Genomic DNA, 20,186 nt, shown 5'->3' with positions numbered 1-20,186 from the left:
CCTCCGCATGACTATGCAGAGGAGGCTAGCGGGCTCGCCCCCCTGGACGCAAGTTCATACGTCCCACCGCATGGGCATGTAGACGTGACGCCGGCCACCCGGTAGCAGAACGCCCGGCCCGGGTCGCGAAGGGCGAACCGGGCCGGGCGGGGACGAACGGGAACGCCGCGACTAGAGGCGGCCCTCCTCGACCGCCCGGGTCACCCACGGGACGACCTCGTCGAGCATCTCGTCCAGCGAGGTGGTGGCGGTGAAACCGAGGACCTCGCGGGCCTTCGTGGTGTCCGGCACCCGCTTCTGCACGTCGTACCGGAAGGGCTCGTCGGAGACGTACCGGAACGGCACGTCCGGGCCCTTGATCTTGCGCCAGATCAGCTCGGCCAGCTCCAGCACGCTGGTCGACTCGGCGGTCGAGAGGTTGAAGTCCTCGTTGCGGGCCGTTTGGTGCTCCACCGCCGTGGCGATGCCCCGGGCCAGGTCGCCGCCGTAGGTGTAGTGCCGCACCTGGTGGCCCTCGCCGAGGATGTGCAGCGGGTCCTGCCCCTTGACGATCTTCTGCACCAGGTCCGGCACGACGTGCGACATGGCGAGCTTGACGTTGCCGGAGAGCACCTCGGCCTGGCCGAGCGCCCGCCCCTCCCCCACGCCGACGCAGTTGAACGGCCGGACGATCGTGTACGGCAGCCGGTACTGCTCCCAGGCGGCCCGGGCGTAGTACTCCACGGCCAGCTTCTGGAACCCGTACGAGGACAGCGGCGGCGGGATGCGCCGCTCGTCGCCCTCCCGGCTGGGCCAGTGCTCGGTGGACTCGAAGACCATCGAGGAGGAGAGGTAGGTGACCTTCGCCAGGCTGCCGTCGCGGTGGGCGCGGATGGCCGCGTCGCAGGTGGCCGCCATGATCCGCTCGTTGGTGGCGAGCAGGTCGTAGGCGTAGGCGTGGAAGTAGGAGATGCCGCCGATCATCGCCGCGCCGGCGACCAGGTGGTCGCAGCCGTCCAGCAGTTCGGTGAGCAGGTCGACGTCGCGGGCGTCGCCCTCGACGAAGCGGAACCGGGGGTGCGCGTCGTAGCTGTGGGTGACCGGGCCGTACTTGGAGAAGTTGTCGATGCCCACCACCTCGTGGCCCCGACCCAGCAACTCCTCGACGAGGTAACCGCCGATGAAGCCGGCCGAACCAGTTACCAGGACCTTCGCCACGTGCGCTCCTATGCGGTCTTCTCGTACTCGGTGCTGTCCCGCTCGCCGCGTGGCGCGGGCACGGCCGGGGCCGTACGGGCGGCCAGCTTCTCCCGGCTCAGCCGTCGACCGTAGGCGAAGAAGTACCACCGGAGATAGCCGGGGAGGAATCGCCCCAGGTCGAAGTGGGACTCCCCCAGCGGCCGGTCCAGCCAGATGGTGGGGATCTCGGCGACTGGCAGCCGCAGCCGGGTGGCCTTCGCGGTCAACTCCAGCCCGATCTCGAAGCCGGTGCGCGACTCGATGCCCACCTCCCGGACGAACGCCGTGTCGTACGCCTTGAAGCTGTTGGTGGCGTCGCGGGTGCCGACCCGGGCCAACGTGTAGAGGCTGCGCCCCGCCCAGCGGGACATGATCCGCTTCAGCCGGGGGCCGCCGACCTGCTGCCCGCCCGGCATGTAACGGGAGGCGGCGGCGACCACCACGCCCCGGTCCACCAGCCGGGCCAGCTCGTCGATCTGGCGCGGGTCGTCGCAGCCGTCGGCCATGGTGACCACGGCGACGGGGGCGAGCGCGGCGTCGATGCCGAACCGGATGGCGTTGGCCGGCCCGCGCCCGTACGTGTTGAGCACCGCGCGCACCCGCGGGTCGGTGCGGGCGACCTGCTCGGCGTACGGGACGGTGGTGTCCTCCGGCAGGTCGTGCACGATCAGCACCTCGGCCGGCAGCAGCAGCTCGCGCAGCATCCGTTCGAGGCAGCGCAGGATGGCCTCGCCCTCGTTGTAGACCGGCACGATCACCGACACCCGGGGCCTCACACCCGCACCCCCGTCCCGGTCAGGCCCCACATGTCGATCACCGGCTGGTCGGTGTCCAGCCGGGCGTACTGCTCGTGCGGGGCGGCGATGACCAGCAGGTCGGCCCGGCGCAGCACCTCCTCGAGGTCGACCAGGCGGTCGTCGGCCACGTACGGGTCGGTGCAGATGGTCTCCCGGGTCTTCAACGCCAGGATCTTGCGCAGCTTGTACGCCAGGCTCTCCCGCGGGTCGTCCGAGCCGCCCTTGAAGGCCATCCCGAGGATGCCCACGGTCAGCTCGGACAGCTCGAACCGGGCCTCCAGCCGGGACACCAGGTAGAGCGGCAGGCCCTCGTTGATCAGCATCGCGGAGTGGCCGAGCACGAAGTTGTTCCGGTTGAACGCGGCCAGCTGCATGGTGTCCTTGAACAGGCACGGGCCGGCGGCGAAGCCCGGCATCGGCAGGTCCGCCGCGCGTGGGTAGTCGTGAGCGACCGCGTGCCGGATCCGGGCGAAGTCCAGCCCGAAGTCGTTGGCCATCATCCAGAACTGGTTGGCGGTGGCGAACTTGATGTACCGCCAGGTGTTGGTGAACAGCTTCGCCAGCTCCGCCTCCTCCGGTTCGAGGGGGACGATCTGCTCGGTGAGGTGCCGGAACAGCTTCTCCGCCCGGGCCAGCGCGCCGGGCGTCCGGGCGGCGACGATCTGCGGCAGCGTGAACAGTTCGGTCATCGCCCGGCCCTCGGCGATCCGCTCCGGGCAGAACGCCACGTCGGCCCGGACGCCCTTGCCGGCGAGCAGCTTCTCGGTCAGCGCGGTCACTCCGGGATAGACGGTGCTGCGCAGCACCACCAGTTGCCCGTCGCGCAGGTGCTCGGCGCAGCGCTCCAGCGCGCGGGGCACCGCGCCCAGGTCCGGGTTGAGGTGCTCGTCGACCGGGGTGCCCACGACCACCACCAGGTGCTCGGAGGCGCCCACGGCGACCGGGTCGGTGGTGGCCCGCAGCCGGCCGGCCGAGACCGCCTCGGCCAGCGCCTCGGCCGCGCCCGGCTCGGCGAAGGGCAGGGTGCCCGCGTTCACCGTGGCGACGGCGTCGGCGTTGATGTCGTACAGCACGACGGAGAGGCCGCGGGAGGCGAACGCGACGCCCAGCGGCAGACCGACCCGGCCGCACCCTCCGATGATGCAGACGTCGACGGAGCGAGGCGGGGGGCCCGGATCCTCGGACATGGGGCGGCTCCCGTGGGGGTGGCGGGGGTGTGGTTCCGGTGGTGAGTCGGAATCCAAGCAGGTTAACCGCTCCTATGTGACCCGTGGGTAGCCGAACATGCCGTCGCCGGTGGCCTTTCGGCCGATGGGTGACCGTTGGTGTTGCGGCGCTCATCAGGAGAACCCGCGCCGCGCAGCGTCACGGCGGGCCGATCCGAGGCGTCCCGGTCGGCTGCCGGTCCCCGCCGGTCCAGGTACGCGGGACGACCTTCTCGGCACCGATTCGTCGGATGCGTTCGGTGCCCCATTCTCCCAGCGGGGCCAGCGCGGCGTTGAGGGAGACGCCGTGCTCGGTCAGGGAGTACTCCACCTTCGGCGGCACCTCGCGGTAGACCTCACGGTGCACGAGCCCGTCGGCCTCCATCTCCCGCAGGTGTTGGATCAACATCTTCTCGCTGACGCCCGGCAGACCGCGCCTCAGTTCGGCGAACCGGCGGGTCCCGTGCTGGTCCAGTTCCCAGAGGATCAGCGACTTCCACTTGCCGCTGACGACGTCCATCGCGGCATCGATTCCACAGACGTACGGGCCCCGTCGCGCTGGCGTGCTCATCTGCCCTCCACGGCACTTACCAAAAGGTGGGTACCTGACTAATTAGTCGGTACTGGCTCACCTTATCGGCGGCGGAGAGGATCACCTGGCACACGAATCACGAGGGGAGCCGAAAATGGCGACGAACGATGGCGTCCGGGTGAGCGTTCTCGGGCTGGGCGCGATGGGTAGTGCCCTGGCAGAGGCCCTGGTCAAGGCCGGGCATGGGACAACGGTCTGGAACCGGTCGGCCGGCCGGACCGACGCACTGGTCGCTCAGGGCGCAGTCAAGGCCGAGACGGCCGGCGACGCGGTCCGGTCGAGCGAGCTGGTGATCATCTGCCTGCTGGACCACTCGTCGGTCCACGAAGTGCTCGACCCGGTGGCCAGCGAGCTCGCGGGCCGAAGCCTGGTCAACCTGACCACGACCACACCGGAGCAGTCACGTGAGTTGGCCGCCTGGGCCGCCGATGCCGGCGTGGCGTACCTGGACGGCGGGATCATGGCCGTACCGGCGATGATCGGCCAGCCTGGGTCGTCGATCCTCTACAGCGGGTCGGCCGACGTCGTCGAGCGGTATCGGACCCTGCTCGAAGAGTGGGGCGCGAGCACCTACTTCGGTGAGGACGCCGGGCTGGCGTCGCTGTACGATCTCGCCCTGCTCGCCGGCATGTACGTCATGTTCGCCGGGTTCATGCACGGCGCCGCCATGGTGTCGGCGGCGGGCGTGCCGGCCGCCCGGTTCGCCGCGATGGCCGCACCCTGGCTGACCGCCATGACCGGCGCCTTCGAGGGGTTCGCCGCCGTGATCGACGGCGGCGACTACACCGTCGACGGACAGCAGAGCCTGGCGTTCTCCGATCTCAGCTACATCCTGACCGCCAGCTCCGAGCAGGGCGTCAGCACCGAGGCGGTCGCCATGGTCCAGACCCTCATTCGACGGCAGATCGATGCCGGCCACGCGAAGGAGGGCTTCGCTCGGATCATCGAGAGCATCAAGCACCCCGGCTGACCCCTGGAGCGCACAAGGTCGTCGCCGGCTGACGACCGACACGGTGGTCCGGTGAGGGTGCCACCGGACCACCGTGTCGGCGCCGCTCAGGCGCCGCGCAGAGTCGCGCCGAACCGCTGCGCCGCCAGGGCCACCGCGGCGTCCCGGGCGGCCACCGCCTCCTCCACCGTCAGCGTCCGGTCCGGCGCCCGGAAGGTGAGCTTGTACGCCAGCGAGCGGCGTCCCGCGCCCAGCTGCTCCGAGGCGTACACGTCGAAGAGCCGGACGCTCTCCAGCAGCTCGCCGGCACCCTCGACGAGGGTCCGCTCCACCTCGGCCGCGGGCACCGACTCGTCCAGCACCAGCGCCACGTCGATCAGCGCCGGCGGGAAGCTGGAGACGGTCGGCGCGGGTGCGACCGGCGGGGCCGGCAGCGCGTCCAGGCCCAGCTCCATGGCGCTGGTCCGCCGGGGCAGCTCCAGCGCCGCCACGACGTTCGGGTGCAGCTCGCCGGCGTGGCCGACGACGGCGCCGTCGACCAGCAGCTCGGCGCACCGCCCCGGGTGCCAGGGCGCGTACTCGGCGGCCCGCACCTCGATCCGGTCCGCCGGGATGTCGGCGGCGGCGAGCACCACCCGCCCGGCCTCGACCGCGTCCGCCCAGCCGGCCGCCCGGCCCGCGCCCCACCAGCCGGCGGGGTCGATGTCGCCGGCGAGGACGACCGCGACGTGCCGCGGCTGGTGGGGCACCACCGCGTCGGCGGCGGCGAACTCGGCGTCGGTGGGACGCCGGTCCACGCCCATCGGCGGCGGGGTGCCGGCCCCCGGACGCGGGCGGAAGACCACCCCGATCTCGTAGAGGGCGAGGTCCCGCTGGCCCCGGCCGAGGTTGCGCCTGAGGATGCCGAGCAGCGGGCCGAGCAGCGTGGTACGCAGCAGCGGCTCCTCCTCCGACAGCGGGTTGGCCAGCCGGACCGCCGCCCGGCGCGGGTCGTCGGCGGGCAGGCCGAGCTGGTCGGCCAGCTCCGGCGCGGTGAACGGGTGGGACAGCACCTCGACGTGGCCGCGCTCGGCCAGCGCGCGGGCCACCGCCCGGCGGCGGCGCTGCTGCCAGGTGAGGCCACGCCCGGCGGGCGCGGTGGGCAGCACCGACGGCACCCGGTCGTACCCGTCGAGGCGGACCACCTCCTCCACCAGGTCGGCCGGGTCGGTGAGGTCGGGCCGCCAGGTCGGCGGGGTCACGGTGAGCGCGTCGCCGACACCGGCGGCGACCCCGACCTCGCCCGGGTCCTCGCCCAGCCGGTCGGCGCCCCGGACGACGGTGCAGCCGACCTGCTCCAGCAGGGCGACCACCCGCTCCGGGGAGTACGCCACCCCGACCCGCCGGGACGGCAGGTCGGCCGGGAGGGTGACCGGCCGCACCGGCCGGACGTGGTCGATGTCGAGGATCTGCGCGCCGGCGGCGCCGCCGCCGTGCTCGGTGAGCAGCCGGACGGCGCGCTCCAGCGCGACCAGCGGCAGGGCCGGGTCGACGCCCCGTTCCCAGCGCTTCGCCGCCTCGCTGAACAGCTTGTGCCGGCGGGCGGTGCGCCCCACCATCGCCGGGTCCCAGTGGGCGGCCTCGAAGAGCACGTCGGTGGTGCCACCGATGACCTCGCTGGTCTCGCCGCCCATCACCGCGGCGAGCGAGATCGGCCCGGTGTCGTCGCAGATGACCATGTCCTCGGCGGTGAGGGTGCGGGCCACCCCGTCCAGGGTGGTCAGCTTCTCCCCCGCCTCGGCGCGGCGGACCACCAGCGGGCCGGTGATCCGGTCGGCGTCGAAGGCGTGCATCGGCTGGCCGAGTTCGAGCATCACGTAGTTGGTGATGTCGACCGGCAGCGAGATGCTGCGGACGCCGGCCACGGTGAGCCGCTGCTGCATCCAGCCGGGCGTCTGCGCGGTCGGGTCGATCCCGCGTACCAGCCGGGCGGCGAAGCGGTCGCAGCCGACCGGGTCGCGCACCTCGACCGGGTACGCCGGCTCGGCCGTGCCGCCGGGCGCGGGCGCCAGGCCCGGGTCGCGGAACGGCACGCCGAGGGCGTGCGCCAGCTCGCGGGCGAGGCCGCGCACGCTCAGCGCGTACCCCCGGTCGGGGGTGATCTCCAGCTCGACCACGACGTCGTCGAGCCCTACGACGGGGCGCGCGTCGTCGCCCGGCTTGGCCGGCGTGTCGGGGGGCAGCACGATGATGCCGGAGTGGTCGTCGCCGAGGCCCAGCTCCTTCGCCGAGCAGATCATGCCGGCGGAGTTGCGTCCGTAGGTCTTGCGCGCGCCGATGGCGAAGTTCCCCGGCAGCACGCCGCCGGGGAGGATCACCACCACCCGGTCGCCCTGGGCGAAGTTGCGCGCCCCGCAGACGATCTCCTGTGGCGCGCCGGTGCCGTTGGCGGCGCCGACGTCGACCCGGCAGAACCGGATCGGCTTCTTGAAGCCGGTCAGCTCCTCGATCTCCAGGACCTCGCCGACCACCAGCTGACCGGTGACGGTCTCCCGCAGGTCCACCACGGAGTCGACCTCGATGCCGAGGTCGACCAGGGCCTGCTCCAGGTCGCCGGTGGGCAGGTCGGCGGGGAGGTCGACGTACTCCCGCAGCCAACTGACAGAAACTCGCATGACTTCAGACCACCGTTCCCGTGACTCGTACCCGCATCGCCCTACGCCCCGACCCCGAACGCGCGGGTGAACCGCACGTCGCCCTCGGCCATGTCCCGCATGTCGCTGACCCCGTGCCGGAACATCACCGTCCGGTCGATGCCCATGCCGAACGCGAATCCGGAGTGGACCTCCGGGTCGATGCCGCAGGCGCGCAGCACCCGCGGGTTGACCATGCCGCAGCCGCCCCACTCCACCCAGCGCGGCCCGTCCCGGTGCTCGGGGAACCAGACGTCGAACTCGGCCGACGGCTCGGTGAACGGGAAGTAGTGCGGCCGGAAGCGGGTCTTCGCGCCCTCGCCGAACATCGCCCGGGCGAAGTGGTCCAGCGTGCCGCGCAGGTGCGCCATGGTGATGCCCTTGTCCACCACCAGGCCCTCGACCTGGTGGAAGACCGGCGCGTGGGTGGCGTCCAGCTCGTCGGTGCGGTACACCCGGCCGGGTACGACCACGTAGATCGGCGGCTTGCGGGTGAGCATGGTGCGCGCCTGCACCGGCGAGGTGTGGGTGCGCAGCACGAGACCGGAGCTCTCCGCGCCTTCCGGCGGTGCGATGTGGAAGGTGTCCATCAGGCCGCGGGCCGGGTGGTCGGCGGGGATGTTCAGCGCGTCGAAGTTGGTCCACTCCAGCTCGACCTCGGGGCCCTCGGCCACCTCGTAGCCCATCCCGACGAACAGGTCGCTGATCTGCTCCATCAGGGTGCTCAGCGGGTGGCGGGCGCCCCGGGGGTGCCGGTCGTACGGCAGGGTCACGTCGACCCGCTCCTCGACCAGCACCCGGGCGGCCTGCTCCCGCTCCAGGACCTCCTGGCGGGCGGCGTGGGCGGTCTCGATCGCCCGGCGGGCCTCGTTGACCCGCTTGCCCGCGTCGGACTTCGCGGCCGGTGGCAGGGCGCCGATCTCCCGGCGCGCGAGGGAGACCGGGGACCGGTCGCCGAGGTGCGCGGGGCGCAGCGCGGTCAGCGCGTCCGGGTCGGCGGCGGAGGCGAACGCCTTCTCGGCGTCGGCGACGGCCTCGGCCAGGGCGGCCGGGTCGAGCAGGGCGACCTGCTTCGGGTCGTACGGATCGTTGCGGTAGCTCATGGCGTACGGGCACTCCCTCACGGCGGCGCCGGCCCTCACGGGCGGCTAGGCGAGTCTACGGACGCGCGGCTGTGCCGCAGCCCGCCGGTGGGAGGTACGCGGGAGGAAGGGTCAGGCCCGCCGCCCGCCGACACCGGCGGACTGGCTAAACGAACGCCGTGGCGCGTTCACCATGCGGACGACTCCCCTGTGCTCTGTGCACGCGTGACGAGGTCAGCGCAGTGCTCTGGCTGAAGCGTACAGGCAGACGGCGGCGGCCGCAGCCAGGTTGAGGCTCTCGGCGCGGCCGTGCAGCGGCACCCGGACCCGGGCGTCGGCGGCGGCGGCCAGCTCCTCCGGCAGGCCGTGCGCCTCGGAGCCGAAGAGCCAGGCGGTGGGCGTGGCGAGCCGGCCGGCGTCGGCGAGGTCGTCGAGGTCGCTGTCGCCGTACCCGGTGGTCGCGAAAACGGAGAGCCCGGCGGCCTGTAGCGCATCGACCACCTGGCGCGGGTCGGCGGCGCGGACCACGTCGACGTGGAAGAGGCTGCCGGCCGACGCCCGCACGCACTTGCCGTTGTACGGGTCGACGGCGTCGCCGGCGAAGACCACCGCGCCCGCGCCGGCCGCGTCGGCGGTGCGCAGCACGGTGCCGGCGTTGCCCGGGTCGCGGATCTCGGCGAGCACCGCGACCAGGCGCGGCCCGGCGGCCAGCGCCCGCTCCAGCGGCACGTCGAGGTGCCGGCAGACGGCGACCAGGCCCTGCGGGGCGACGGTCTCGGCGAGCGCCGCCAGGGCCTCGTCGGTCACCTCGGAGACGGGAACGTCGGCGCGGGCGGCGGTCGTGGCGAGCTCGGCGTACCGGTCGAGGGCGGCCGGCGTACCGAAGAGTTCGGTGACCGTCCCGGCGCGGGCCAGGGCCTCGCGGACCGCCTGCGGGCCCTCGGCCAGGAACCGGCCGGTGGCCTCGCGGTCCCGGCGGCGCTGGAGCCGGCGGGCGGCGACGACCCTGGGGGTACGCGGGGTGAACGGGCCGGAGACAGCGTCGAGGCGCCTCCCGCGCGATGGTGACTGCATGGGAGACGCCTCGATCTGCTGCGGGTGGATCAGGCGGCCTGGGCCGCGGCGCCACCGGTGCCCTCGGCCGCCACGGCGGCGCGGGCCAGCTCGACGATCGCGGCGAACGCCGCGGCGTCGTTGACGGCCAGGTCGGCCAGGATCTTGCGGTCGACCTCGATGCCGGCCAGGCGCAGGCCCTGGATCAGCCGGTTGTAGGTCATGCCGTTGGCCCGGGCGCCAGCGTTGATCCGCTGGATCCAGAGCTGCCGGAAGTCGCCCTTGCGATCGCGACGGTCCCGGTAGGCGTACTGCATCGAGTGCAGCACCTGCTCCTTGGCCTTGCGGTACAGCCGGGAGCGCTGACCGCGGTAACCGCTCGCGGTCTCCAGCAGGGTACGACGCTTCTTCTGGGCGTTAACAGCCCGCTTGACGCGTGCCATCTCAACTCCTTCTTCGGCTCAGGTGGCGCGCGTCAGCGGCCGAGCAGCTTCTTGATTCGCTTGACGTCAGCCTTGGCCAGCTCGACCGTGCCGGTCAGCCGCCGGGTCTGGGTGGAGGGCTTCTTCTCCAGGTTGTGGCGAAGGCCGGCCTGCTGGGCAACGATCTTGCCCTTGCCGGTCACCTTGACCCGCTTGCCCATACCCGTGTGGCTCTTCATCTTCGGCATGTGGAACGTCTTCTCCCTGTTACTGGCCGCTGGTCTCAGCGGTCGGGCCGGTCTCGCCGGCTGCTGCGGTCTCGCCTGCCGCCGGGATCTCACCGACCTCCGGGGCGCCGGACTCCTCCGCGGCCCGTTCCCGAGGCCCGCCGCGGGACGCCGTGGCGGCGACCGCGGAGGCCTTCACGGCCCGGTGCGGAGCGAGAACCATGATCATGTTTCGGCCGTCCTGCTTCGGCGCGGCCTCGACGTATCCCAGGTCCGTGATCTCGGACTCGAGCCGGCGCAGGAGCCGGTAACCCAGCTCCGGGCGGCTCTGCTCGCGACCGCGGAACATGATCGTCACCTTGACCTTGTCGCCCGCCTTGAGGAACCGCACCACGTGACCCTTCTTGGTCTCGTAGTCGTGCGGGTCGATCTTCGGCCGGAGCTTCATCTCCTTGATGACGGTCTGCTGCTGGTTACGCCGCGCTTCGCGCGCCTTCAGTGCGCTCTCGTACTTGAACTTGCCGAAGTCCATGAGCTTGCACACCGGCGGGCGCGCCATCGGCGCAACCTCGACCAGGTCCAGGTCGACGTCCGCGGCCAGCTGCAGGGCGCGCTCCAGCGGGACGATGCCCACCTGCTCACCCTCAGGGCCGACCAGTCGGACCTCACGTGCCCGGATCTGCTCGTTCACGCGTGGTTCGACGCTGATGGGGCCTCCTCGAGTCAAGTCTCCTGCGTGTCCGACCCCGCGGGCCCCCGGGTGGGGGCCGCCCGGAAAGCAGAAGGCCCCGGCGCATGCCAGGGCCCGCTCGACCGGTCGGCACGATCACATGATCGCGCATCCGGGACCGGGATGTGCCCGGAACCGGTGACCGGACCCGGCCACCGTCAGGGGCGACACGGGTGGGAGCAGGCGCTCCGCTTCGGGACTGCCCGCACGCCGGAACGGGGGCAGTCTGGTCGACTCGGCAACACTACACCCTCGCCCCAGGCATCCCCAAACCGGGCTCGCAGGTCAGCGCGGTGTGACCGGACGCTCAGCGGCCGGTCGGGCCGGCGGAGAGCGCGGCCAGGTGGGCCTGGTGCAGCCGGCGCAGCGCGCGGACCCCCTCCACCGCGGACTCCTTGTCGGCAGCCTGGAGGGCGACCATCGGGAGCAGGTCGTCGTCGTGCAGCTCCAGGCTGGCCCAGGGGGCGCCCCGGTCGAAGCGCACCCCGCGGACGACCTCCCAGGGCAGCTCGTACGAGCCGATCACGTTGCGCACCCGCACGCCCCGGGCGTCCGCCTCGACCCGGGGCCGGGTGAAGAGCAGGATGGCGAGCGCGCCGAAGACGCCCAGACCGATCATGGCGAGCTGGTCGCCGCGCTGGAAGGTGCCGTACCCCTCGCCGGTGGAACCGGAGAGCGAGGTCGCCACCAGGCCGAAGACCACCAGGAGGGTGGCCGCCGAGGCCCAGCAGACGACCCGGACCCGACGGGGCTTCAGGCGGACCAGCTCGCTGTCGCTCACCCCACCAGTCTGCCATCCCCGCCCGGGCGGCGTTCCGTCGCCACACGGACCCCGGCAGACGGCCGGCGGCCGAAATCCATGCCCCGTCCACGGCACGGCGGTGTCAGCCGGCCGGCGGATCCGGCCGGTCGGCGTGCGCGGAGGCCCGCCGCTCCCGTCCCGCCGCGTGCGGTGCCGGATCGTCCGGGGCGGACCGGGCCCTCGGGGCCGATCGGGTGACGGTGGAGGTCGGCGACGCCGGGACGGTCCGGGCGGGCGGACGCACCTGACGGCCGGCGACCACCGACGCGACCAGGGTGAGCACCGCGCCGGCGAGGACCGGCCAGCGCAGCCCCGGACCGCCGGGCAGCAGCAGGTCCAGCAGCAGCCCTCCACCGAGCTGCCCGGCGACCAACGCCAGACCGGTCCGCAGCACCCCCAGCGCCCGCACGCCGACCAGCAGGCTGACCACGATGCCCACACCGAGCAGTCCGCCCGTGTACAGGTACCAGGCCGGCGGCCAGGCGGGCCGGACCACGGTGAACGCGCCGGCGAGCGCCGCAACGGCCAGCACGGCCGGTGTGCTGACGGCGAAGTTGACCGCGGTGCTGGCCGCGGCAGTGCCCGCCACGGCGACCCGGCCGTTCAGCGCGGACTGCGCGGCGACCGCCAGCCCACCCACCACGGCGAGCAGGACCAGGCCGACGGCCAGCTCGCCCAGGGGCTGACCCAGCTGGGCGAGCCCCACCGCCGCCGTACCGAGCAGGGCGCCGGCCACCCGGGGCGGGGAGAGCGCGAGCCGGCCCACCGGGGCGAGCCCGGCCCGGTCCACCGCCAGGCCGCCGAGACTGCTCCCGGCGACCTGGGCGATGGTGAAGACGGCCACCCCGAGCACCGGCACGACGTAGGTGCCGATCACGACGATCGCCGCCCCGCCGAGCCCACCCAGGTAGCACCACCACGGCAGCCGGGACCGGCGCAGCGCGGCGAGCCCGGCCCGCATCGACGGCAGCACCAGCAACCCGACCAGGATCAGCAGGGTGCCACCGGCGTTGTTGACCACCGCCCCGAGCACCGGGCTGCCCACCCGCTCGCCCAGCCCGGCATTGGCCACCCCCTGAGCGGCCGAGGCCGTACCGCCGAGCATGACCAGGGCCAGCGCGGCCGTCGGCGGCAGTGGCCTCACAGCCGGCAGGCGTGGATGTTGGTGACCAGGATGGCGCGGGCGCCCAGCTCGTACAGCTCGTCCATGATCCGGTGCACGTCGTCGCGGAGCACCATCGCCTGCACGGCGACCCAGCCCTCCCGGTGCAGCGGGGAGACGGTCGGCGACTCGATCCCGGGGGTGAGCGAGCTGGCCCGGTCGAGCAGGCCGGCCGGCACGTCGTAGGCGAGCATGACGTAACGGCGGGCCACCAGCACCCCGTGCAGGCGGCGCAGCAGCTGCTCGGCCTGCGGGTGGGTCGGGGCCCCGGCGCGGCGGACCAGGACCGCCGACGACCGCAGCAACGGGTCGCCGAAGACGACCAGGCCGGCCTGGCGCAGCGTGGCGCCGGTCTCCACCACGTCGGCGACCACGTCGGCGACGCCGAGCCGGATGGCGTTCTCCACCGCCCCGTCCAGCCGGATCACGTCGGCCTTGACGCCCAGGTCGCCGAGGTACCGCTCGACCAGCCCCGGGTACGCGGTGGCGATCCGGTGCCCGCCCAGCTCCTGCACCGAGTGGACGTCCTCGGGGCGGGCCGCGAAGCGGAAGGTGGCCCGGCCGAAGGCGAGGTCCACCACCTCCTCGGCCGGCGCGCCGGAGTCGATCAGCAGGTCGCGGCCGGTGATCCCGACGTCGAGGTCACCCGAGCCGACGTAGGTGGCGATGTCCTTCGGACGCAGGTAGAAGAACTCGATGTCGTTGGGCTCGTCCCGGCAGACCAGGTCCTTGGGGTCGGCGCGCTGGCGGTAGCCCGCCTCACGCAGCATCTGGGCGGCCTTCTCGGCCAGGGCGCCCTTGTTCGGTACGGCGACACGCAGCATGACGAGTGCTCCTTCGATCGAATCAGATCAACGACGGGGCGCACTCACAGATGTCGGTAGACGTCCTTGAGCTCGAGACCGGTGGCGAGCATCAGCACCTGGGCCTGGTAGAGCAGCTGCGAGATCTCCTCGGCGGCCCGCTCCGGGCCTTCGTGCTCGGCGGCCATCCACGACTCGGCCGCCTCCTCGACAACCTTCTTGCCGATGAAGTGCACCCCCTTCTCCAGCGCGGCGACCGTGCCGGAGCCCGGGGTGCCGGCGGCGGCCTTGGCCTGCAGCTCGGCGAACAACTCCTCGAACGTCTTCACGCCGCGATTCTTCCAGCCTCGGATGGCGGCGGCGTGCGGCGGGTCCCGCCGGCGGATCGGTGGACCGGGGCGCCGCGAGTGCCGGGCCGGCGGAGAGGGCAACGGGCCGGCGACAATTCCCTACCTAACGGATGGGACACCCTTCGAGGTGACGCCGGCCAGGCCTACGCTGTCCGCCCTGACCTGGGAGGCTGGGCGGCTCTGACCGGGCCCCGCGCCCAAGCGGACCGGGGATCGACGCCTCCGGCGTGGGTCAGGCGGGCGCCCGGGACAGGAACGCCGACACCGCGGCGTGGAACTCGGCGGGCCGGGACGCGTGCACGGCGTGCCCCGCGTCGATGGTCACCAGCTCCGCCGCGGGCAGCCGGGCGGCCATCCGGGCCAGCTCGTCCTGCGGCAGGTGGCTGCTCGGACCACCGGCGACGACCAGGGTCGGCACACTGATCCCGTCGAGGCGGTCCCACCAGGCCGGGTCGGGGTCGTTCAGCTCGACCAGGACGGCCTCGCGCGCCGCCCAGTCGAAGGGCTGCGGCCCGGCCGGCCGGGGCGGAACACGAAAGCCCATCGGCACGGGCGGGACCGGCTCCTCCAGCACCAGGGCGGCCAGGCGGTCCGGGTGCGCTGCGGCGAACCGGTAGGCCAGCACCGCGCCGAGCGAGTGACCGAGCAGGGTCACCCGGGCCAGGCCGAGCGCGTCCAGCAGTGCGCCCAGGTCGTCGGTCATCGGCGCGAACCCGTACCGGCCCGGACGGTCGGTGGCCCCGTAACCGCGCAGGTCCGGGGCGTACAGGCGGACCTGGTCGCCGAGCGCGTCGGCCAGCGGCGCCCAGGTGGCGCCGTCCACCGAGCCGGGGTGCAGGGCCACCACCGGCCGCGCGTCGGGCGGGCCCCAGGTCCGGTAAGCCGTCCGCAGTCCGGGCAGGTTCACGAAGTCGATCTCCCCCATCCGGCGAGTCAACCACAACGACGAATGAAAGGTGGGCTTTCGAAAGAGTTCTTTTGAAGCGTATCCTTTGACCCATGCCCGACCAGCCCGTCCGCGACATCACCGACCCGCAGGCCCTGCGGGCCATCGCCCACCCGCTGCGCCTGCGCATCCTCGAAGCGGTCGCCCTGCACGGCCCACTCACCGCCACCCAGGTCGCCGACCACGTCGGCGAGAGCCCCGCGAACTGCTCCTGGCACCTGCGCCAGCTCGCGAAGTACGGGTTCATCGCCGAGGCCGGCGGCGGCACCGGGCGGCAGCGCCCGTGGCGGCTGGTAACCGACGGGCACCGCTGGGGCGACGGCGAGGAGAGCCCCGAACTGGCCCGGGCCGGCGACGCCGCGGCGCAGGTGCTCCTCGACCTGGAGTACCGCGCGCTGCACGCCTGGATGGCGGCCCGCCGCCAGGAGTCCCCGGCCTGGCGGGACGCCGGCTTCATCAACCAGTTCCTCAGCTGGTACACCGCCGAGGAACTGGGCGCCCTGCAGTCGGAGGTACGCGAGCTCTTCGCCCGTCACCTCGACCGGCTCGACGACCCGGCGGCCCGCCCGCCCGGGTCCCGGCCGGTCCGGCTGATGGCCTGGGGCGTGCCCGCGGTGGACGGCCGCGCCGTCGACATGCCCGCCGGGGGCGGGCCCGCCCGAACCGGCACGGAGAACGGGGAATCATGAGACAGCTGCTGCGCCGGCCGGACATCCGGCTGCTCTTCGTCGCGTTGACCGTCAGCATGGTGGCCGAGTCGGTCCTCATCCTGGCCCTGGCGGTCTGGGTGAAGGACCTGACCGGATCCGACGGGCTGGCCGGCGCCACCTTCGTCGCGCTGACCGCCCCGATGGTGCTCGCGCCGCTGGTCGGCTGGGTGGTGGACCGGGCACCCCGGAGATCGCTGTTCGTGGTGCTCAACGTCGTCACCGCCGCGCTGCTCACCCCGCTGCTCACCGTCACCGGCGCCGACCGGCTCTGGATCGTGTACGCGGTGGCCGCCGGCTACGGGCTGTCGTACATCGCGCTCGGGGCGACCGTCACCGCGCTGGTGCAGGAGCTGGTGCCGGCGACGCTCCTGCCGGACGTCAACGGGGTGCTGCAGACCGTCAAGCAGGGACTGCGGCTGGCCGGGCCGCTGCTCGGCGCCGGGCTCTACGTCGTACTCGGTGGACCCCGGCTGACCACCACCTGCGCGCTCGGGTTCGTGGCCGCGGCGGGCGCCGGTCTGCTGCTGCGGGCCGTACCCGCGATCCCCGCGGCGGACCCGCCCCGGCCCCCGGTGACCGCCGCGGACGGCGGCGCCGGCCAGGGCGGCCTGGGCGCCGGGATCCGGCACCTGGTCGGCGAGCCCGCACTCCGCCGCGTGCTGGTCGCCGCCACGGTCGCCACCGTCGCGATCGGCTTCGGCGAGACGCTCTGGTTCGCGTACGTCGACTCCGGGCTGGGCCGGGAGACCGCCTTCCTGGGCGTACTGGTCTCCGTGCAGGGGGTCGGCGGGCTGCTCGGTGGGGTGGCCTCGGCGGCGCTGGTACGGCGGCTCGGGGAACTCGGCGCGGTCGCCGTCGGGGTGACCGCCGTCGCCGCCGGCACCCTCGCCCTGGTCCGGCCGGCGCTGGCGCTGGCGCTGCCGGGCAGCGTGCTGATCGGCCTCGGCCTGCCGGTCGCCATGGTGGGCACCATGACGCTGGTGCAGCGGCGTACCCCGGCCCACCTGGTCGGCCGGGTGTCGGCCGCACTGGACGCGCTGATCAGCGGCCCGCAGGCGGTGGCCATCGGCGCGGGCGCGCTGCTGGTGGGCCTGGTCGACTACCGGGTGCTCTACGGGGTGATCGGGGCGGTGCTGGCCGCCGCCGCCGGCTACCTCGTCACGGGCCGCCGTCTCACCGCCCCCGACCCCGGCCACGCCCCCGGACCGGAGCCTGCCCACGACGCAGCCGTGCCGGTCACCGGCGCCGCCCGCTAGCTCGCGCTCCGGAAGCCCGCGTGGCGGTGTCCGGGCGTCCGGGGCACCGCCACGTCGCGCGACGGGAGTCGTCCTGGGCTGGGACGGCCCGGCGAGCGGTCAGCGACCGAAGCCGACCCGGTGGCCGTTCGCAGCGGCCACGCCCCGGATGGCCAGCGCGGCGTCGAGCGCGGCGACGGTGGCCGCCCAGCCCTTGTCCTCCGCCGAGCCGGGCAGCCCGGCCCGGTCCCGGGCCTGCTCGATGGTCTCCACGGTGAGCACCCCGTGCGCCACCGGCTTCCCCTCGTCCAGCGCGACCCGGGTGAGGCCGTCGGTCACCGACCGGCAGACGTAGTCGAAGTGCGCGGTCGCGCCCCGCACCACCACGCCGAGGGCGACCACCACGTCACAGCGGCGGGCCAGTGCCTGGGCCACCACCGGCAGCTCCACCGAGCCGGCCACCCGGGCGACGACCGACCCGGCGCCGCACGCCTGCGCCGCCGCCACCGCCCGGTCGAGCATGTGGTCGGTGAGGTCGCCGTGCCAGCGCGCGGCCACCACGCCGACGGTCAGCCCCGCCGCGTCCACCGTGGTTACCCCGGGCTCGCCGAATCCGGCCATGTCTACACTCCGATCTCGTCGCCGTCGACCGGGCGGCCCATCGGCGCCTCGGTCACCTCGTCCAGCTCGTCCAGCAGGTGCCCCATCCGGTCCCGCTTGGTCCGCAGATACCGCACGTTCTCCGGGTGCGGCCGGATCGGCAGCCCCTCGCGGCCGGTGATGGTCAGGCCGTACCCCTCCAGCCCGGCCCGCTTGGCCGGGTTGTTGGTCAACAGCCGCATGGACCGCACGCCGAGGTCGTAGAGGATCTGCGCGCCGGTACCGTAGTCGCGGGCGTCGGCGGGCAGCCCCAGGTCGAGGTTGGCGTCCACGGTGTCCCGGCCCAGGTCCTGCAGCTGGTACGCCTGGAGCTTGTGCAGCAGCCCGATGCCGCGCCCCTCGTGGCCGCGCACGTAGAGCACCACCCCCCGCCCCTCCCGGGCGACCCGGGCCAGGGCCGCCTGCAACTGCGGGCCGCAGTCGCAGCGCAGCGAGCCGAAGACGTCCCCGGTCAGGCACTCCGAGTGCACCCGCACCAGCACGTCCTGCCCGTCGCCGATCTCCCCGTAGACCATGGCGATGTGCTCGGCCGGGTCGTGCTCGGCGCGGTAGCCCAGCGCCCGGAACACCCCGTACGGAGTGGGCATCCGGGCGTCCGCGACCTGCTCCACCTGCTTCTCGTGCCGCCGCCGGTACGCCACCAGGTCGGCGATGGTCACCAGGGTCAGGGCGTGCTCGGCGCAGAACTTCTCCAGGTCGGGCACCCGCATCATGGTGCCGTCGTCGTTGACCAGCTCGCAGAGCACGCCGGCGGGACGCAGCCCGGCCAGCCGGGTCAGGTCGACGGCCGCCTCGGTGTGCCCGGGGCGGCGCAGCACCCCGCCCTCGCGGGCGCGCAGCGGCACCACGTGCCCGGGGCGGGACAGGTCGGTCGGATCGGTGGCCGGATCGGCGAGCAGCCGGATGGTGTGCGAGCGGTCGGCGGCCGAAATGCCGGTGCTGATCCCCTCCCGGGCGTCCACCGTCACCGTGTAGGCGGTGCCGCGCCGGTCCTGGTTGGTGTGGTGCATGGGCGGCAGATCCAGCCGGTCGCACTCCGACTCGGTCAGCGACGCGCAGATGTAGCCGGACGTCCACCGGACCATGAACGCCACCAGCTCCGGCGTGGCCAGTTCGGCGGCGAAGATCAGGTCGCCCTCGTTCTCCCGGTTCTCGTCGTCGACCACGACGACGGGCCGGCCGGCGGCGATGTCGGCCACCGCCTGCTCGATGCTGGCGAAGGCGCTCATGCCGGCACCACCGGACTGAACCTGATGATTCGCTCGCTCATGCGACGGCCTCCGAGTAGGTGGACGGGATCGGCTGGGCGGCCGACGCGACGGCCCGCGAGGTACGCCACCAGGCGGCGAGACCCCAGACGCAGAAGGCGCCGTAGACCAGGTACATGGCGGCCGACGGGTAGAAGCCGCCGCGCAGCAGCAGCGGCACCCCCACCGCGTCGACGGCGATCCAGATCAGCCAGAACTCGACCCAGCCGCGGGCCATGCCGTACGTGGCGAGCAGGCTGCCGGTCAGGATCCAGGCGTCCGGCAGCGGGCCCCAGGAGCCGAGCGCGGCGAGCACCGGGTACGCGGCGGCGGTGCCGACGGCGGCGGCCAGCAGCAGGCCGAGCCGCTCCCGGCCGGTGGCCCAGCGTGGGCTGACCGCCGGCTGGTCGTCGCCCTGGTGGCGGTTGCGCGACCAGCGCCACCAGCCGTAGACGCTCACCGCGAAGAAGAAGACCTGCCGGCCGGCCTGACCGTAGAGGTCGTGCGCCTGCGGGGTGGTGAAGACGCCGCCGAGGAAGACGGTGAACAGCAGCGCGTTGCCGATCATGCCGACCGGCCAGGCCCAGACCAGGCGGCGCAGCCCGAGCAGCGCGGAGCCCAGGCCGAAGACGTTGCCGACGATCTCCCGGACCAGCACCGGCGAGCCGGCGACCTGGAGCTGGGCGTCGAGCAGCCAGCCGAGCGGACCCATCAGCGCCCACCTCCTCCGACGCGGGCGCCGAGCAGTCGCTCGACGTACTTGGCCAACACGTCGACCTCCAGGTTGACCGGGTCGCCGACGCCCTTGGCGCCCAGCGTGGTCAGCTTGAGCGTGGTGGGGATCAGCCCGACGGCGAACCAGTCGTCGCCGACCGCGGCGACGGTGAGCGAGACGCCGTCGATGGTGATCGAGCCCTTCTCCACCACGTACCGGGACAGGTCGGCGGGGAGCCGGAAGCGGACCGTCTCCCACTGCTCGGCGGGTTCCCGGGCGAGGATCTCGCCCACCCCGTCGACGTGGCCCTGCACGATGTGTCCGCCGAGCCGGCTGTTCAGCGCGGCGGCCCGTTCCAGGTTGACCGGGTCGCCCACGCGCAGCGCGCCGAGCGCGGAACGGCGCAGCGTCTCCCCCATCACGTCCGCGGTGAAGACGCCGTCGGAGACGTCCACCACGGTCAGACAGACGCCGTTGACCGCGATGGAATCGCCGTGCCGGGCGTCGGAGGTGACCAGCGGGCCGCGGACGGCGAGCAGCGCGGAGTCACCCCCGGTGTCCGTGACGCGGACGACCTCGCCCAACTCCTCGACTATGCCGGTGAACATG

The 20,186-nt window shown here is 73.5% G+C and carries 22 protein-coding genes; 3 read left to right on the top strand and 19 right to left on the bottom strand.

The genetic code is table 11. The annotated features are described in order from the left end of the window. Nucleotides 1–171: 171 nt before the first annotated feature. The 4 genes from AB0I41_RS19205 to AB0I41_RS19190 all read right to left on the bottom strand — a co-directional run bounded on the left by AB0I41_RS19205 (nt 172) and on the right by AB0I41_RS19190 (nt 3,791). Nucleotides 172–1,197, bottom strand: coding sequence for an NAD-dependent epimerase/dehydratase family protein (locus tag AB0I41_RS19205; RefSeq protein ID WP_357109040.1), 1,026 nt, complete (start codon nt 1,195–1,197; stop codon nt 172–174). A gap of 8 nt (nt 1,198–1,205) precedes the next feature. Then, on the bottom strand, nt 1,206–1,994 hold the full coding sequence (locus AB0I41_RS19200) for a glycosyltransferase family 2 protein (protein WP_357109037.1): 789 nt from the start codon (nt 1,992–1,994) through the stop codon (nt 1,206–1,208). After that, nucleotides 1,991–3,202, bottom strand: a complete 1,212-nt coding sequence (locus AB0I41_RS19195; protein ID WP_357109035.1) for a nucleotide sugar dehydrogenase — start codon at nt 3,200–3,202, stop codon at nt 1,991–1,993. The genes AB0I41_RS19200 and AB0I41_RS19195 overlap by 4 nt, the downstream gene beginning before the upstream one ends. Nucleotides 3,203–3,380: 178 nt before the next feature. Next, nucleotides 3,381–3,791, bottom strand: a complete 411-nt coding sequence (locus AB0I41_RS19190; protein ID WP_357109032.1) for a helix-turn-helix domain-containing protein — start codon at nt 3,789–3,791, stop codon at nt 3,381–3,383. Between the two features lie 115 nt (nt 3,792–3,906). Between AB0I41_RS19190 and AB0I41_RS19185 the strand changes: the two genes are divergently transcribed. After that, nucleotides 3,907–4,782 carry an NAD(P)-binding domain-containing protein gene (locus AB0I41_RS19185; RefSeq protein WP_357109030.1) on the top strand — a complete coding sequence of 292 codons (876 nt, stop codon included), beginning with the start codon at nt 3,907–3,909 and terminating at the stop codon, nt 4,780–4,782. 86 nt (nt 4,783–4,868) lie between these two features. On the opposite strand, the gene pheT is transcribed toward AB0I41_RS19185, so the two are convergent. The 11 genes from pheT to AB0I41_RS19130 form a co-directional block, all read right to left on the bottom strand. Further along, nucleotides 4,869–7,415, bottom strand: a complete 2,547-nt coding sequence (pheT, locus tag AB0I41_RS19180; protein ID WP_357109027.1) for a phenylalanine--tRNA ligase subunit beta — start codon at nt 7,413–7,415, stop codon at nt 4,869–4,871. Nucleotides 7,416–7,456: 41 nt separating this feature from the next. Further along, on the bottom strand, nt 7,457–8,536 hold the full coding sequence (pheS, locus tag AB0I41_RS19175; protein ID WP_357109024.1) for a phenylalanine--tRNA ligase subunit alpha: 1,080 nt from the start codon (nt 8,534–8,536) through the stop codon (nt 7,457–7,459). Between the two features lie 213 nt (nt 8,537–8,749). Beyond that, nucleotides 8,750–9,589, bottom strand: a complete 840-nt coding sequence (locus AB0I41_RS19170) for an RNA methyltransferase (protein ID WP_357109022.1) — start codon at nt 9,587–9,589, stop codon at nt 8,750–8,752. 29 nt (nt 9,590–9,618) lie between these two features. Further along, nucleotides 9,619–10,011 (bottom strand): 50S ribosomal protein L20, encoded by a 393-nt coding sequence (gene rplT / locus AB0I41_RS19165; protein ID WP_030335718.1) that lies wholly within the window; start codon nt 10,009–10,011, stop codon nt 9,619–9,621. A 32-nt stretch (nt 10,012–10,043) separates the two neighbouring features. Further along, on the bottom strand, nt 10,044–10,238 hold the full coding sequence (rpmI, locus tag AB0I41_RS19160; protein WP_026267805.1) for a 50S ribosomal protein L35: 195 nt from the start codon (nt 10,236–10,238) through the stop codon (nt 10,044–10,046). A gap of 19 nt (nt 10,239–10,257) precedes the next feature. Then, complete coding sequence (gene infC, locus AB0I41_RS19155) at nt 10,258–10,908, bottom strand: translation initiation factor IF-3 (RefSeq protein ID WP_357109017.1); 651 nt, start codon at nt 10,906–10,908, stop codon at nt 10,258–10,260. A gap of 346 nt (nt 10,909–11,254) precedes the next feature. Then, nucleotides 11,255–11,728, bottom strand: a complete 474-nt coding sequence (locus tag AB0I41_RS19150) for a PH domain-containing protein (RefSeq protein WP_357109014.1) — start codon at nt 11,726–11,728, stop codon at nt 11,255–11,257. Nucleotides 11,729–11,831: 103 nt separating this feature from the next. After that, on the bottom strand, nt 11,832–12,893 hold the full coding sequence (locus AB0I41_RS19145) for a DMT family transporter (protein ID WP_357109011.1): 1,062 nt from the start codon (nt 12,891–12,893) through the stop codon (nt 11,832–11,834). Continuing rightward, complete coding sequence (gene hisG / locus AB0I41_RS19140) at nt 12,890–13,735, bottom strand: ATP phosphoribosyltransferase (RefSeq protein WP_357109009.1); 846 nt, start codon at nt 13,733–13,735, stop codon at nt 12,890–12,892. Before hisG ends, AB0I41_RS19145 begins: the two co-directional genes overlap by 4 nt. A gap of 44 nt (nt 13,736–13,779) precedes the next feature. Then, on the bottom strand, nt 13,780–14,043 hold the full coding sequence (locus tag AB0I41_RS19135) for a phosphoribosyl-ATP diphosphatase (RefSeq protein WP_036375234.1): 264 nt from the start codon (nt 14,041–14,043) through the stop codon (nt 13,780–13,782). A gap of 253 nt (nt 14,044–14,296) precedes the next feature. Beyond that, nucleotides 14,297–14,989 carry an alpha/beta hydrolase gene (locus tag AB0I41_RS19130; RefSeq protein ID WP_357109005.1) on the bottom strand — a complete coding sequence of 231 codons (693 nt, stop codon included), beginning with the start codon at nt 14,987–14,989 and terminating at the stop codon, nt 14,297–14,299. A 74-nt stretch (nt 14,990–15,063) separates the two neighbouring features. Between AB0I41_RS19130 and AB0I41_RS19125 the strand changes: the two genes are divergently transcribed. Continuing rightward, nucleotides 15,064–15,699, top strand: coding sequence for a helix-turn-helix domain-containing protein (locus AB0I41_RS19125; protein WP_357109003.1), 636 nt, complete (start codon nt 15,064–15,066; stop codon nt 15,697–15,699). After that, complete coding sequence (locus AB0I41_RS19120) at nt 15,696–16,976, top strand: MFS transporter (RefSeq protein WP_357108999.1); 1,281 nt, start codon at nt 15,696–15,698, stop codon at nt 16,974–16,976. Before AB0I41_RS19125 ends, AB0I41_RS19120 begins: the two co-directional genes overlap by 4 nt. A gap of 99 nt (nt 16,977–17,075) precedes the next feature. On the opposite strand, the gene ribH is transcribed toward AB0I41_RS19120, so the two are convergent. From ribH to AB0I41_RS19100, 4 genes are read right to left on the bottom strand one after another with little or no spacing between them, the layout of a single operon-like run. Beyond that, nucleotides 17,076–17,576 (bottom strand): 6,7-dimethyl-8-ribityllumazine synthase, encoded by a 501-nt coding sequence (gene ribH, locus AB0I41_RS19115; RefSeq protein ID WP_357108996.1) that lies wholly within the window; start codon nt 17,574–17,576, stop codon nt 17,076–17,078. A 2-nt stretch (nt 17,577–17,578) separates the two neighbouring features. Continuing rightward, the gene (locus tag AB0I41_RS19110; protein WP_357108993.1) at nt 17,579–18,844 is read right to left on the bottom strand and encodes a bifunctional 3,4-dihydroxy-2-butanone-4-phosphate synthase/GTP cyclohydrolase II; all 1,266 of its coding nucleotides are present in this window, start codon (nt 18,842–18,844) and stop codon (nt 17,579–17,581) included. 37 nt (nt 18,845–18,881) lie between these two features. Beyond that, nucleotides 18,882–19,574, bottom strand: a complete 693-nt coding sequence (gene pnuC / locus AB0I41_RS19105; protein ID WP_357108990.1) for a nicotinamide riboside transporter PnuC — start codon at nt 19,572–19,574, stop codon at nt 18,882–18,884. Further along, nucleotides 19,574–20,185 (bottom strand): riboflavin synthase, encoded by a 612-nt coding sequence (locus AB0I41_RS19100; protein WP_357108987.1) that lies wholly within the window; start codon nt 20,183–20,185, stop codon nt 19,574–19,576. Before AB0I41_RS19100 ends, pnuC begins: the two co-directional genes overlap by 1 nt. Between the last annotated feature and the right edge of the window lies 1 nt (nt 20,186).

This window comes from Micromonospora sp. NPDC050200, assembly GCF_040656135.1.
In the GTDB taxonomy this organism is placed as follows: Bacteria; Actinomycetota; Actinomycetes; order Mycobacteriales; family Micromonosporaceae; genus Micromonospora.
Note: the sequence above shows the minus strand (reverse complement) of the source record. Positions and strands in the feature narration are given on the sequence as shown.